This window comes from Citrobacter sp. 172116965 (assembly GCF_013458095.1).
GTDB lineage: Bacteria > Pseudomonadota > Gammaproteobacteria > Enterobacterales > Enterobacteriaceae > Citrobacter > Citrobacter braakii.
The window spans coordinates 2,973,489-2,986,432 of the sequence record NZ_CP046673.1; the positions used below are offsets into that span (position 1 = coordinate 2,973,489).

At 50.1% G+C, this 12,944-nt stretch carries 17 protein-coding genes and 1 tRNA gene; 11 read left to right on the forward strand and 7 right to left on the reverse strand.

Features of this window, described 5'->3' with window-relative positions:
- Positions 1-4: 4 nt before the first annotated feature.
- The 7 genes from fliM (at position 5) to rcsA (ending at position 4,519) form a co-directional block, all read left to right on the forward strand.
- Positions 5-1,009 (forward strand): flagellar motor switch protein FliM, encoded by a 1,005-nt coding sequence (fliM, locus tag GPJ68_RS14490; RefSeq protein ID WP_003030434.1) that lies wholly within the window; start codon positions 5-7, stop codon positions 1,007-1,009.
- Positions 1,006-1,419: a flagellar motor switch protein FliN gene (gene fliN / locus GPJ68_RS14495; RefSeq protein ID WP_003030433.1), complete on the forward strand. Its 414-nt coding sequence runs from the start codon at positions 1,006-1,008 to the stop codon at positions 1,417-1,419. The genes fliM and fliN overlap by 4 nt, the downstream gene beginning before the upstream one ends.
- Positions 1,419-1,796, forward strand: coding sequence for a flagellar biosynthetic protein FliO (gene fliO, locus GPJ68_RS14500; protein WP_104651503.1), 378 nt, complete (start codon positions 1,419-1,421; stop codon positions 1,794-1,796). The genes fliN and fliO overlap by 1 nt, the downstream gene beginning before the upstream one ends.
- A complete protein-coding gene (gene fliP, locus GPJ68_RS14505) occupies positions 1,796-2,533 on the forward strand; it encodes a flagellar type III secretion system pore protein FliP (RefSeq protein ID WP_006684053.1) in 738 nt (245 codons plus the stop codon). Before fliO ends, fliP begins: the two co-directional genes overlap by 1 nt.
- Positions 2,534-2,542: 9 nt before the next feature.
- Positions 2,543-2,812, forward strand: a complete 270-nt coding sequence (fliQ, locus tag GPJ68_RS14510) for a flagellar biosynthesis protein FliQ (protein WP_003030425.1) — start codon at positions 2,543-2,545, stop codon at positions 2,810-2,812.
- 8 nt (positions 2,813-2,820) lie between these two features.
- Entirely contained in the window at positions 2,821-3,606 is a 786-nt protein-coding gene (fliR, locus tag GPJ68_RS14515) for a flagellar biosynthetic protein FliR (RefSeq protein WP_016153496.1), read from the forward strand.
- A 289-nt stretch (positions 3,607-3,895) separates the two neighbouring features.
- Positions 3,896-4,519 (forward strand): transcriptional regulator RcsA, encoded by a 624-nt coding sequence (rcsA, locus tag GPJ68_RS14520; protein WP_016153497.1) that lies wholly within the window; start codon positions 3,896-3,898, stop codon positions 4,517-4,519.
- Between the two features lie 54 nt (positions 4,520-4,573).
- Here the strand turns inward: rcsA and dsrB are convergent, their stop codons facing one another.
- A complete protein-coding gene (dsrB, locus tag GPJ68_RS14525) occupies positions 4,574-4,762 on the reverse strand; it encodes a protein DsrB (protein ID WP_003030419.1) in 189 nt (62 codons plus the stop codon).
- 163 nt (positions 4,763-4,925) lie between these two features.
- On the opposite strand from dsrB, the gene yodD reads away from it, so the two are divergent.
- The gene (yodD, locus tag GPJ68_RS14530; RefSeq protein WP_003030417.1) at positions 4,926-5,153 is read left to right on the forward strand and encodes a YodD family peroxide/acid resistance protein; all 228 of its coding nucleotides are present in this window, start codon (positions 4,926-4,928) and stop codon (positions 5,151-5,153) included.
- A gap of 206 nt (positions 5,154-5,359) precedes the next feature.
- Here the strand turns inward: yodD and GPJ68_RS14535 are convergent, their stop codons facing one another.
- On the reverse strand, positions 5,360-5,542 hold the full coding sequence (locus GPJ68_RS14535) for a YodC family protein (protein ID WP_016153498.1): 183 nt from the start codon (positions 5,540-5,542) through the stop codon (positions 5,360-5,362).
- A gap of 77 nt (positions 5,543-5,619) precedes the next feature.
- Complete coding sequence (locus GPJ68_RS14540) at positions 5,620-6,531, reverse strand: DUF808 domain-containing protein (protein WP_029139582.1); 912 nt, start codon at positions 6,529-6,531, stop codon at positions 5,620-5,622.
- Positions 6,532-6,709: 178 nt separating this feature from the next.
- On the opposite strand from GPJ68_RS14540, the gene yedA reads away from it, so the two are divergent.
- Positions 6,710-7,630 (forward strand): drug/metabolite exporter YedA, encoded by a 921-nt coding sequence (gene yedA / locus GPJ68_RS14545; protein ID WP_104651501.1) that lies wholly within the window; start codon positions 6,710-6,712, stop codon positions 7,628-7,630.
- On the opposite strand, the gene GPJ68_RS14550 is transcribed toward yedA, so the two are convergent.
- From GPJ68_RS14550 to GPJ68_RS14560, 3 genes are all read right to left on the reverse strand, one after another.
- Positions 7,622-8,089: a very short patch repair endonuclease gene (locus GPJ68_RS14550; protein WP_104651500.1), complete on the reverse strand. Its 468-nt coding sequence runs from the start codon at positions 8,087-8,089 to the stop codon at positions 7,622-7,624. The genes yedA and GPJ68_RS14550 overlap by 9 nt on opposite strands.
- Positions 8,070-9,500 (reverse strand): DNA cytosine methyltransferase, encoded by a 1,431-nt coding sequence (locus tag GPJ68_RS14555; RefSeq protein WP_104651499.1) that lies wholly within the window; start codon positions 9,498-9,500, stop codon positions 8,070-8,072. The genes GPJ68_RS14550 and GPJ68_RS14555 overlap by 20 nt, the downstream gene beginning before the upstream one ends.
- Positions 9,501-9,576: 76 nt before the next feature.
- Positions 9,577-10,269, reverse strand: a complete 693-nt coding sequence (locus GPJ68_RS14560; RefSeq protein WP_094169304.1) for a phosphohydrolase — start codon at positions 10,267-10,269, stop codon at positions 9,577-9,579.
- 442 nt (positions 10,270-10,711) lie between these two features.
- Here GPJ68_RS14560 and GPJ68_RS14565 point away from each other — a divergent pair, with 442 nt between their 5' ends.
- Positions 10,712-11,788: a porin gene (locus GPJ68_RS14565; RefSeq protein ID WP_172860494.1), complete on the forward strand. Its 1,077-nt coding sequence runs from the start codon at positions 10,712-10,714 to the stop codon at positions 11,786-11,788.
- 160 nt (positions 11,789-11,948) lie between these two features.
- On the opposite strand, the gene GPJ68_RS14570 is transcribed toward GPJ68_RS14565, so the two are convergent.
- A tRNA-Ser gene (locus tag GPJ68_RS14570) sits at positions 11,949-12,038 on the reverse strand.
- 93 nt (positions 12,039-12,131) lie between these two features.
- On the opposite strand from GPJ68_RS14570, the gene mtfA reads away from it, so the two are divergent.
- Entirely contained in the window at positions 12,132-12,929 is a 798-nt protein-coding gene (gene mtfA / locus GPJ68_RS14575) for a DgsA anti-repressor MtfA (protein ID WP_016156853.1), read from the forward strand.
- The last annotated feature ends 15 nt before the right edge of the window (positions 12,930-12,944 follow it).

Sequence of the window (12,944 nt, forward strand, 5' to 3'; positions counted from 1 at the left end):
AGACATGGGCGACAGTATTCTTTCTCAGGCTGAAATCGACGCATTGCTTAATGGCGATAGCGAAACTAAAGACGAACCCATTTCCGGTATCGCAAAAGAAAGCGATATTCGTCCTTACGATCCCAACACCCAGCGCCGCGTAGTACGTGAGCGTTTACAGGCGCTGGAGATCATTAACGAACGCTTCGCGCGCCAGTTCCGTATGGGATTATTTAACCTGTTGCGCCGTAGCCCGGATATTACCGTGGGTGCGATCCGTATCCAGCCATACCACGAGTTTGCGCGCAACTTACCGGTTCCGACCAACCTGAACTTAATCCACCTGAAGCCGCTGCGCGGTACGGGTCTGGTGGTGTTCTCACCGAGTCTGGTATTTATCGCCGTCGATAACCTCTTCGGCGGTGATGGCCGCTTCCCGACGAAAGTGGAAGGCCGTGAATTTACCCATACCGAACAGCGCGTTATCAACCGCATGCTGAAGCTGGCGCTGGAAAGCTACAGCGACGCGTGGAAGGCCATCAATCCGCTGGAAGTGGAATACGTTCGTTCCGAGATGCAGGTGAAATTTACCAATATCACCACGTCTCCTAACGACATCGTGGTCAATACCCCATTCCACGTTGAAATTGGCAACCTGACCGGTGAATTTAACATCTGTCTGCCATTCAGCATGATTGAACCGTTGCGTGAGCTGCTGGTGAACCCGCCGCTGGAAAACTCGCGTAATGAAGATCAGAACTGGCGCAATAATCTGGTGCGTCAGGTTCAGCATTCTGAGCTGGAGTTGGTGGCAAACTTTGCTGACATTCCGCTGCGGCTATCCCAGATTTTAAAACTGAAACCCGGCGATGTACTGCCGATTGAAAAACCCGACCGCATTATTGCTCATGTGGACGGCGTGCCTGTACTGACCAGCCAGTATGGCACGGTGAACGGTCAGTATGCGTTACGCGTAGAACATCTGATAAACCCGATTTTGAATTCGCTGAATGAGGAACAGCCCAAATGAGTGATATGAATAATCCGTCCGATGAGAACACTGGTGCATTGGACGATCTGTGGGCTGACGCGTTAAACGAGCAAAAAACCACGCCCACCAAAAGTGCGGCCGATGCGGTATTCCAGCAGTTAGGTGGCGGCGACGTCAGCGGTGCCTTGCAGGACATCGACCTGATCATGGACATTCCGGTCAAACTGACCGTCGAATTGGGCCGAACCCGTATGACCATCAAAGAGCTGCTGCGTCTGACACAGGGTTCGGTCGTCGCGTTGGATGGTCTGGCGGGCGAGCCGCTGGATATCCTGATCAACGGTTACCTGATTGCCCAGGGTGAAGTGGTGGTTGTCGCAGACAAATACGGCGTACGTATCACCGACATTATTACCCCATCTGAACGCATGCGCCGTCTGAGCCGTTAATCATGAATACCCAGGCTACAGTTTCTCAGCCAGCCGCCGTACCCGGCTCACCGCTGGTTCAGGTAAGCGGCGCGCTGCTTGGGATCATCGTATTGATCCTGGCTGCAGCCTGGGTGATTAAGCGTATGGGGTTTGCCCCCAAAAGCGCCGGTACGCGCGGACTGAAAGTTGCGGCAAGTACCTCACTGGGTCCACGTGAGCGCGTGGTGATTGTTGAGGTTGAAGATGCGCGCCTGGTACTGGGCGTCACGGCCTCGCAAATTAACGTGCTGCACACCCTGCCCCCGGCGCCTGCTGATACAGAAGAAAAACCGGCCTCCCCCGCGGATTTCCAGGCCATGATGAAGAGTTTGCTTAAGCGTTCCGGGAGATCCTGATGCGCCGTTTGTTATCCATCACGCTGGCAGGCTTATGGCTTTTCAGCCCAGTAGCCCTCGCCCAGCTCCCGGGTCTGGTTAGCCAGCCGCTGCCTGGCGGCGGACAAAGCTGGTCTTTGCCCGTGCAAACGCTGGTGTTTATCACCTCGCTGACGTTCCTGCCCGCCATTTTATTGATGATGACCAGCTTCACCCGCATCATCATCGTTTTCGGTCTGTTACGAAATGCGCTGGGAACCCCTTCGGCCCCCCCGAACCAGGTGCTACTGGGCCTTGCGCTATTTTTGACCTTTTTCATCATGTCGCCGGTAATCGACAAAATCTACGTCGACGCATATCAGCCGTTCAGCGAAGAGAAAATCTCTATGCAGGAAGCCATGGAGAAAGGCGCACAGCCGCTGCGCGAGTTTATGTTGCGCCAGACCCGTGAAGCCGATCTGGCACTCTTCGCGCGCTTAGCAAACAGCGGTCCCCTACAGGGACCAGAAGCCGTACCGATGCGGATTTTGCTTCCAGCCTATGTCACCAGCGAGCTGAAGACGGCATTCCAGATAGGCTTTACCATTTTTATTCCGTTTCTGATTATCGACCTGGTCATCGCCAGCGTGCTGATGGCGCTCGGGATGATGATGGTCCCCCCGGCCACGATCGCGCTACCGTTCAAGCTGATGCTGTTTGTGTTGGTAGACGGTTGGCAGTTGCTTGTCGGCTCGCTAGCTCAAAGCTTTTACAGTTAGAGGCGCGAAATGACACCTGAATCGGTCATGATGATGGGCACAGAGGCGATGAAAGTCGCCCTAGCCCTTGCCGCGCCTTTGCTGTTGGTCGCCCTCGTTACAGGTCTTATCATCAGTATTTTGCAGGCGGCGACCCAGATAAACGAAATGACGCTGTCCTTCATTCCCAAAATTGTCGCGGTTTTTATTGCCATCATTGTTGCCGGCCCGTGGATGCTTAACCTGCTGCTCGACTACGTGCGTACGCTGTTCAGCAATATCCCCTACATCATCGGGTAGATGACATTATGCTGCAGGTGACCAGCGTTGAGTGGCTCCACTGGCTGAATCTTTACTTCTGGCCTTTGCTGCGCATCCTGGCGCTCATCTCAACGGCGCCGATTCTCAGCGAGCGCGCGATCCCCAAACGGGTAAAACTCGGGCTGGGGTTAATGATAACCGTCGTTATCGCTCCGTCGATTCCCCCGGTAGACGTCCCTATCTTTTCTATCGTGGCGCTATGGCAGGCAATGCAACAAATCCTGATCGGCATCGCTCTGGGCTTCACTATGCAGTTTGCCTTCGCGGCAGTACGTACCGCCGGGGAATTGATTGGTCTGCAAATGGGTCTCTCCTTCGCAACCTTCTTTGATCCCGGCAGCCGTCTGAATATGCCGGTACTGGCGAGACTGATCGACATGCTCGCCATGCTGTTATTCCTGACTTTTAACGGCCATTTGTGGCTTATTTCGCTGTTGGTGGATACATTTCATACCTTGCCAATCGGCGGCAATCCGGTGAACAGCAATGCGTTTCTCGCGCTGGCGCGGGCGGGTAGCCTGATTTTCCTCAACGGGCTAATGTTGGCCCTGCCGATAATGACGCTGCTACTCACCCTAAACCTCGCACTCGGTCTGTTGAATCGCATGGCTCCTCAGCTGTCGATTTTCGTCATCGGTTTTCCACTCACCCTCGCCGTGGGTATTTCATTAATGGCGGCCCTGATGCCATTAATTGCGCCATTCTGCGAGCGATTATTCAGCGAAATTTTTAATTTGTTGGCTGATATTGTCAGCGAAATGCCCGGAAAATAATAACCCTTAATTTTTATCCTGTTTTACTAAGGATTGTCCTAAATTTAAAAAGCGACAACATCAACCAGGATATCTCTGTCGCGGTTTATTTATTATTGACTCACTCACATAACGCAACATTTACTTTACTTTAAGATGTTTCCTGGCAAATTATACGCAACTTTACGGGATAGTAATTTCGCCTGAAAAACAGCGAAAGCGTCATCTTGGGTCGTTATTATTCCGTTTAGTTGTGATGAAAATAATCAGGTAAGGGGAATTATCGTTACGCATTGAGTGAGGGTATGCCATGTCAACGATTATTATGGATTTGTGCAGTTACACCCGGCTAGGGTTGACCGGATATCTGGTAAGTCGGGGGGTGAAGAAAAGGGAAATCAACAACATTTCCAACGTTGAGGAGCTCAGTCTCGCCTGTGTCTCTCAACAGCCCGCTGTGGTGTTTATTAATGAGGACTGCTTTATCCACGATCCTGCTAATAGCCAGCAAATAAAGCAAATCATTAATCAGCATCCCGGCACATTATTTATTGTGTTTATGGCAATTGCCAACGTGCATTTTGATGAGTATCTATTAGTCAGAAAAAATTTATTGATTAGTTCTAAGTCGATTAAACCAGATTCACTGGATGAACTCCTTGGCGATATTCTGAAAAAAGAAGTAGATTTTGTCATTGATGTGAATCTACCAACATTATCATTGAGCCGTACCGAGTCCAGCATGCTACGCATGTGGATGGAGGGTCAGGGAACAATACAGATATCCGACCAAATGAATATCAAGGCCAAGACCGTGTCATCCCATAAGGGGAATATAAAACGAAAGATAAAGACGCATAATAAGCAAGTTATCTATCACGTTGTGAGACTCACCGATAACGTTACCAATGGTATCTTTGTGAATACGCGCTAACACGTTCTGACTGGTGGCGAATCCACCAGTCAGGATCATGCAGCAAAACTCACCTTATTCTACTTTTTCCACGAAGATACCATCCTGATGACCTGATTCATTAAAGAACCAGATACCGAGCGGGTAGTCTTCCAGCGAAACCAGGTACATGGTGCCTTCACTAAACTCTTCGATAGCCAGTACCACGCCCGGTCGACGAGGACCGCCGTCCGTTTTGACTGTGACCCGATCATTCACCTTCATAGTTTTCCTCCTGTGGCTTTGTGCCAGTGTAGAACAATTTCCTTTTTCTGGCAGCGCCTGCCTCGCGCGATTGCGGGTTTTATCGACGGTCTATACTTAAGTTGTGCGTATCTGATGTTTGGATGCGCTCCCCCGGTATCCTTAACGGTTGAGAGGTATGAGGATGAAAACCGCGAAAGAGTACAGCGATACGGCCAAACGTGAAGTCAGCGTCGATGTGGACGCGCTACTGAAGGCAATCAACGAAATTTGCGAGAGTGAAATTCATCGCAGTCAGGATGACCCGGAACGCGTCAGCGTCGACGGACGTGATTACCACACGTGGCATGAACTGGCCGACGCGTTCGAGCTTGATATCCATGATTTTAGCGTGTCGGAGATCAATCGCTGACTGAGGGCGAAAAAAATCCCGGCCCTTATCGGGTCGGGATCAAGCTTGCTTATGCAAGAAGCACTTGAAAATTCGTTACACCAGGAAATCTGATGTGAAACAAACCTTATCTGCAATTTTTTTGCCTGACAAGTAAATAATTCTCACTAAAATGATAAATATAACTAATGATTGAAAGATCACCCGGTTACGCGCCCCCCAGGTGTTCAGGCATCCTGGCAGAGCTTTCTTCGCTCGCCCGGCACCAGTTCATCTTCACGGAATGCTTCCCGTTTGACGCCAAAGCCGTCATACCAGCGACACTCCACCATTCCGCTGGCATACCCGGTAACGATCATGCGTGGGCCACCCTCTTTGGAGGTGACTTCCTCACTGACAGAAAAGACCATACCTGCCTCCTGTATCAAGAGAAACCTTTACACCTTAGACGACAAAGAAGGGTTTTGCGTAATCAACCCTGCGACAATTAGTGCGAAACTCCGCGCACTCTGGCGACGGTTTTCACCAGCAGCACCACTATTGCGCCAATGATAAATCCGAGCACCAGATTCAGCAGGGTCGGAAGCATCAGCGCAATCAATGCACTTTGCTGTTGGGCAAAATGTTCAATCGCATGATGCAGCGGTGTTATTCCGTGCACCACAATTCCGCCGCCAACCAAAAACATCGCCAGCGTGCCGACCACGGAAAGTGTTTTCATAAGCCAGGGGGCAACGACCAGCAATCCTTTACCCAGCGACTGGGCCAGCGTACTGCGCTTTTCTGCCAACCAGTATCCGATATCATCGAGCTTAACGATAATCCCGACCAGGCCGTAGACCCCCACTGTCACCACTAACGCGATGCCAGATAACACCAACACCTGATTCAACAATGGCGCATCCGCTACGATCCCCAGCGTAATCGCGACAATCTCAGCAGATAAAATAAAGTCGGTACGTATCGCCCCTTTGATTTTGTCTTTCTCAAAGGTGAGTGGATCCTGCGCTGCCAAAGATGTCAGACGCTGCTGGCGCTCTTCCGGGGTTTCTTTGTGCTTACGCGCTTCCAGGGTATGGAGAACTTTTTCTACACCTTCAAAACAGAGGAACGCCCCGCCTACCATTAATAAGGGGGTGATCGCCCAGGGAATGAAGGCGCTTATCAATAGCGCCAACGGCACAAGGATAACTTTGTTAACAAACGATCCTTTCGCTACACTCCAGACCACCGGGAGTTCACGGTTCGCCCGCACACCCGACACCTGCTGCGCGTTAAGCGACAGATCATCTCCCAGCACACCCGCGGTTTTTTTCGCGGCCAGTTTTCCCATGACAGAGATATCATCCAGCAAAGTGGCGATATCATCGAGTAAGGTCAATAAGCTACTTCCTGCCAAAATTTTTACCCTCAATATTATTTTTTTGCAGTCATAAGTATGAAGTAAAACACGCAATGCTGAAACTGACCTTTCTGGTCAACAAATTTTTAACATCAGCACGTAATTATAAATCTCGCCAGCAAGATAGTTTTGACGTTTACTATGTTGCACCTTTTTATTTCCACCGTGAGGGATTATGCGTTTCAGGCAATTGCTACCGCTTTTCAGTGCGCTTTTCGCGCTGTACATCATTTGGGGTTCCACGTACTTCGTTATTCGCATTGGCGTTGAAAGCTGGCCACCGTTGATGATGGCTGGCGTTCGTTTTCTCTCTGCGGGGATTTTATTAACAGCATTCTTACTTATCCGCGGACATAAGCTGCCGCCTCTGCGCGTGATCCTGAACGCCGCGTTAATTGGTATCCTGCTGCTGGCTGTCGGTAACGGACTGGTCACCGTCGCAGAACATCAAAACGTGCCTTCCGGTATTGCCGCCGTGGTGGTCGCCACCGTTCCGCTGTTTACGCTGTGTTTTAGCCACTTTTTTGGCATCAAAACGCGCAAACTTGAATGGATGGGGATCGCAATTGGACTCGCGGGGATCATCATGCTGAACAGCGGTGGTAATTTGAGTGGTAATCCATGGGGAGCAATTTTAATCCTGATAGGTTCGATAAGCTGGGCGTTTGGCTCAGTGTACGGCTCGCGCATAACGTTACCCGTTGGCATGATGGCCGGAGCCATTGAAATGTTAGCCGCCGGTATTGTGCTGATGTGCGCCTCGCTGATTTCCGGGGAAAAGTTGACCACTATGCCGACGTTTTCAGGCTTTATGGCGGTCGCCTATCTGGCCGTGTTTGGTTCTATTATTGCCATCAACGCGTACATGTACTTGATCCGCAACGTCAGCCCGGCATTAGCCACCAGCTATGCCTACGTTAATCCGGTTGTCGCCGTACTGTTAGGTACCGGCCTGGGAGGTGAAAGTCTGGCGCCCATCGAATGGCTGGCGCTTGGCGTGATTGTATTTGCGGTGGTACTGGTCACACTCGGTAAATACTTATTTCCCATTAAAGCGGACGCCGTTGCGACCCCGTCGGAAAAGACGTTACAGTAAATGGATACCGAGGGTGTCGATCTGCGCACTGTCGCCACCGCCGAAGATCCACTCGATGACGCGTTCGGACAACGCGTCATCCCCCAGCTTTTCGCGCCCACGCAGGGCGCACTCCCAGACAATCAGTACGCGCCAGCCCAAAGCCTGCAATTTTTCACAATCCCGCGCGTCACGCTGGACATTTTTGCCTATTTTTTCCAGCCAGAACGCTGTTCGTGTGGCGGGGACTTTGAATAGATAGCAGTTGTGATGATGCCAGAAACAGCCGTGGGTAAAAATCACACAACGATAATCATCCACCACGAAATCGGGACGACCGGGTAACGTCGCATCCTGCACGCGAAACGTTACCCCCTGCTCTGTCAGTACGCTGGCAAGGCGTTTTTCAATTCCGGTATCGCGGGTTGCTATCGCCCGCATATTTTTACTGCGCGTCGCTTTATCGTGAACGTCTGCCATGCAGTTTCTCTTTCTCGCGAATAGCAACCGCCTGTTTGATTTTTGGCTCCAGCAGTCTGGCAACCGCCGCAAATGCCGGGACGACCACCGAATTACCAAACTGACGATAAGCCTGTGTGTCCGACACCGGGATCCTGAACTGATAGCCCTGAGGTGATTCAAATCCCATCAGGCGCGCGCACTCTCTGGGCGTCAGCCTGCGCGGACGGTATCGCTGATTGTGCGGATCATCAAAATCCTTTTCACCCTGCGCCATATCCCAACCGCGGTCGATCAAGATCTCCGCCCCATCTTTATAGTAACGCGCCGATAATGTGCGCGTTACGCAATCGGGATTGCCGGGATACACCATGCCATAGCCAAATCCATTGCCCCGTGCCTGATGCTTTTTCGCATAACGATACAGATATTTCCACAGCACCGGCGTGAGCACATATTTTGCGTCGACGGTCGGCTCAAGTAGCTCCGCCAGCGTCGTACGCCGCTGAGGATAGCGGGAGACAATATCGCGCAGCGTGAAGTCTGATTTCAGATCCAGATCGCGGCGAAAGCCGACGAGCACAATACGTTCGCGATGCTGGGGCAAAAAATGTTGCCCATCGATAATTTTCGGATCGTCCGGCCCGTTATCGTGTGCATCAGCCACGTCATAACCCAGCTCATCCAGCGTTTGCATAATGATGCGGAACGTTTTCCCCTGATCGTGACTCTTCAGGTTTTTGACGTTTTCGAGCACAAATATTGCCGGCCGACGCGCATCGATGATGCGCACCACGTCAAAAAAAAGTGTGCCTTGCGTATCGCAGGCGAAGCCATGAGCCCGCCCTAACGCGTTTTTCTTTGATACACCGGCCAGGGAGAATGGCTGACAAGGAAACCCCGCCAGCAGCACGTCATGCTGCGGAACATGCTGGCGGATATGTTCCGCCGCCTGCTGGTCGCTCACCCCATCATGATGACTGAGGGTGATATCGCGAATATCTTCATTAAAATGGTGCTGGTGAGGATTACAGTAGTGATTCGCTTTGTAGGTGCGCACCGCATGCTTGTTCCACTCACTGGTAAACACGCACTGCCCGCCAATCGCCTCAAAGCCGCGACGAATGCCGCCAATACCGGCAAAAAGATCGATAAAGCGAAAAGCATAATGTGGATGATGCGCAGGCGGCCTCGGCAGCAAGTCGTTCAGATGAGCCAACTCACCGTCGCTGAGGCGATGCCACGTTTCATTGGCAACCACTCGCTTGAAGATGGCCGGACTCCAGCGGTTCTCGCCAACACCATTCAGATGAGCAACCAGCGTTTTCACGTCATATATTTCAAGCAACTTAGCCAAAATCACCTGTGCGGCGGCCTCGTTATCATCTGTCATCGGGTTCATGGAACCTGCTACTGAAAAATTATCCTGCATACATTTAACCGGCCGAAATGGATAGCTGACAGGTTAACATAATTTAGCGCGGTTGACGTTGCGGCTGTACTGGCGACTAACGCAACTTAAAGGGTTGAATCGCGTCAAGATCCAGCATTTCATATTCTCCTTTTAACTCCGCACTCAGCTTCGCCATGTACGTCAGTAAGAAGTCAGCATTATGTTGCGCCAAATGCCGACCGTGTTCAGTTTGCATCGTCAGCGGCAGCGTCAACAATTTGGTCTGGAAGTGATCGAGTGCGTACTGTTTATCATCAAGGCTACGCTGTCGGGCAAACGGATCTTCCGCATCAAACAGCGCCACGCCTAACGCGCCGGACACGGCAAATACCCGTGCTAAACCAATTGCGCCCAACGCCTCAAGCCGGTCAGCATCCTGCACGATTTTGGCTTCAAGGGTTTCTGGTACGATTTTGGCGCTGAAACTATGCGCCTCAATAGCATGGCACACGGCAGGTAATCGTTGTTGTGGAAAATCAGGGAAATCACGCATCAAAACGCAACGCGTTTCCTGGGCTGCCAGTACCGACGAACGATGACGATCGGGATGATTCTTCGGCAAACTGACGAGATCGTGGAAGTAGCACGCCGTCAGCACCACCAGCCAGTCTACGGTCACATCCATGCTCAACTTTTGTGATGTCATCCAGACGCGACGAAAATGAAAGATGTCATGGGCAGCGTCGTGCCCGGAATGATTGTCACGTAACCAGGCTTCAAATTTCGACTGCCAGTACTGTAGTTCCATACTCTCGCTCTTCGCAGAAAGAAAACCACCTTAGCAACAATTATCATGTCAGACTACCGTCGACGCTTTTTATCATCACTACATATTATTCACTCAATAAGTATCACTATAACGGATATATAAATCCATTATTCAAAACAAGCAGATCAATTATAATCCCGCATGCAAAACAAATAACAAATATCAATAATATACATTTAACAAGATAGAATAAAAGAAATCATAACTATATGATAAAAAATACATTTATATGGATAATATTAATTCAAACACCATGCAATTTTAATTATATAAAAGCAACAATGAAATATTTTGAAATATCTTAAATACATTTGTTACATGTTATATTTAAAATTAAATGAACTTCATAGATAGTATTCAAATGTAGTCTTTCAGATAGTGTTACACATTCATTTTAATTATTATATAAAGGGAATACATAATGAAAAGAAAAGTACTGGCACTGCTTCTCCCTGCCTTATTAGCTGCAAGCGCAGCAAATGCGGCTGAAATTTATAATAAGAACGGCAATAAAATTGATTTTTACGGCAAGATGGTAGGCGAACGCATCTGGTCGAATACGGATAGCAGTAACAGTGAAAATGCTGACACCTCTTACGCCCGTTTTGGGGTGAAAGGTGAAACCCAGATCAGCAACGAGTTGACAGGTTTTGGTCAGTTTGAACACAACCTCGACGCCAGCAATGCGGAAGGATCTCAGGAGCAAAAAACCCGTCTGGCCTTCGCGGGCCTGAAATATGCGGATTACGGCTCATTTGATTATGGTCGTAACTATGGCGTAGCCTACGATGCGGCAGCCTACACCGATATGCTGGTTGAATGGGGTGGCGATTCCTGGTCTGCGACGGATAATTTCATGACCGGTCGTACCAACGGCGTGGCGACCTACCGCAACACAGACTTCTTCGGCATGGTTGAGGGTCTTGATTTCGCGCTACAGTACCAGGGCAAGAATCACGATGACGATTACGCTAAAGCAAATGGCGACGGCTACAGCATGTCGGTGGACTACAACGTAGATGGCTTTGGTTTCGTCGCGGTATATGGTAAATCCGACCGTACGGATAAACAATCCATCGATGGCTATGGCAGCAACGCTGAAGTCTGGTCTCTGGCAGCAAAATATGACGCCAACAGCGTTTATGCGGCAGCGATGTATGGCGAAACGCGTAATATGACCAAAACCGGAACCGATCGCGGTTTTGCAAACAAAACGCAAAACGTTGAAGCAGTCGTTCAATATCAGTTCGACTTTGGTCTGCGTCCATCCCTGGGTTACGTTTACTCGCAGGGTAAAGACCTGGGAGCCAGAAATGGACACGACGGTATTAACGCTGACCGCGTGAATTACGTCGAACTCGGCACCTGGTACTACTTCAATAAAAATATGAACGTCTACACAGCGTATAAATTTAACCTGCTGGATAAAGAAGACGGCGCAATTACTGGCAACGCAGTTGATGATCAGTTTGCCATGGGTATTGTGTACCAGTTCTAATCTCCACAAACTCAAAAGCCCGCGCTGCGGGCTTTTTTTGTTCAACGAAGAGTATTTTTTACCACACGGGCATTACAACGATAAACTTGTGAGGATACTCAAAGAAAAAGACATCCATGAGAACTGTCGTTGAAAGCAAGGCGTGCAAGTGCTTGAATAGTGGCGGAGAGAGGGGGATTTGAACCCCCGGTAGAGTTACCCCTACTCCGGTTTTCGAGACCGGTCCATTCAGCCGCTCTGGCATCTCTCCGTTTTGGCGGTTGCCATGATGCCAGGTAATTTGGCATTTTAACAGACCCAGTTCCGTCAATTTCGTTCAAGTGACGAGTTTGCGAGCAAAACGATGATTAAGTGGCCCTGGAAAGAACAAGAAGCAACCCGGAGTGACGATTGGCCGTGGGACGACGCCCTGGCTATTCCCCTTTTGGTGAATCTCACCGAGCAAGAACAAGCCCGACTTATTGCCCTGGCCGAGCGCTTTTTACAACAAAAAAGATTAGTCGCTCTTCAGGGGTTTGAGCTGGACCCGCTAAAAAGTGCGCGCATTGCTCTGCTATTCTGTTTACCTGTTCTGGAAATGGGGATTGAGTGGCTCGACGGGTTTCATGAAGTTCTCATCTACCCTGCCCCATTTGTCGTAGACGATGAATGGGAAGACGATATTGGGCTGGTGCATAATCAACGCGTGGTACAGTCCGGGCAGAGTTGGCAACAAGGCCCGATAATCCTCAACTGGCTTGATATTCAGGATTCCTTTGATGCCTCCGGCTTTAATCTGATCATCCATGAAGTGGCGCACAAGCTTGATATGCGTAATGGCGATCGTGCCAGCGGTACTCCGGCGATTCCCCTGCGCGATATCGCCGGTTGGGAACACGACCTGCATGCTGCAATGAACAATATTCAGGATGAGATCGATCTGGTTGGTGAAACTGCGTGCAGTATAGATGCCTACGCAGCGACCGATCCTGCTGAATGCTTTGCCGTGCTATCCGAGTATTTTTTCAGTGCTCCTGAATTATTTGCTCCGCGTTTTCCTGCCTTATGGCAGCGTTTCATCCAGTTTTATCGCCAGAACCCCATGGAGCGGTTACGCGATACCCGGGGAGACGACGATTATCGCTCACCAAACACGCATTAATACTGAATTTGAAGA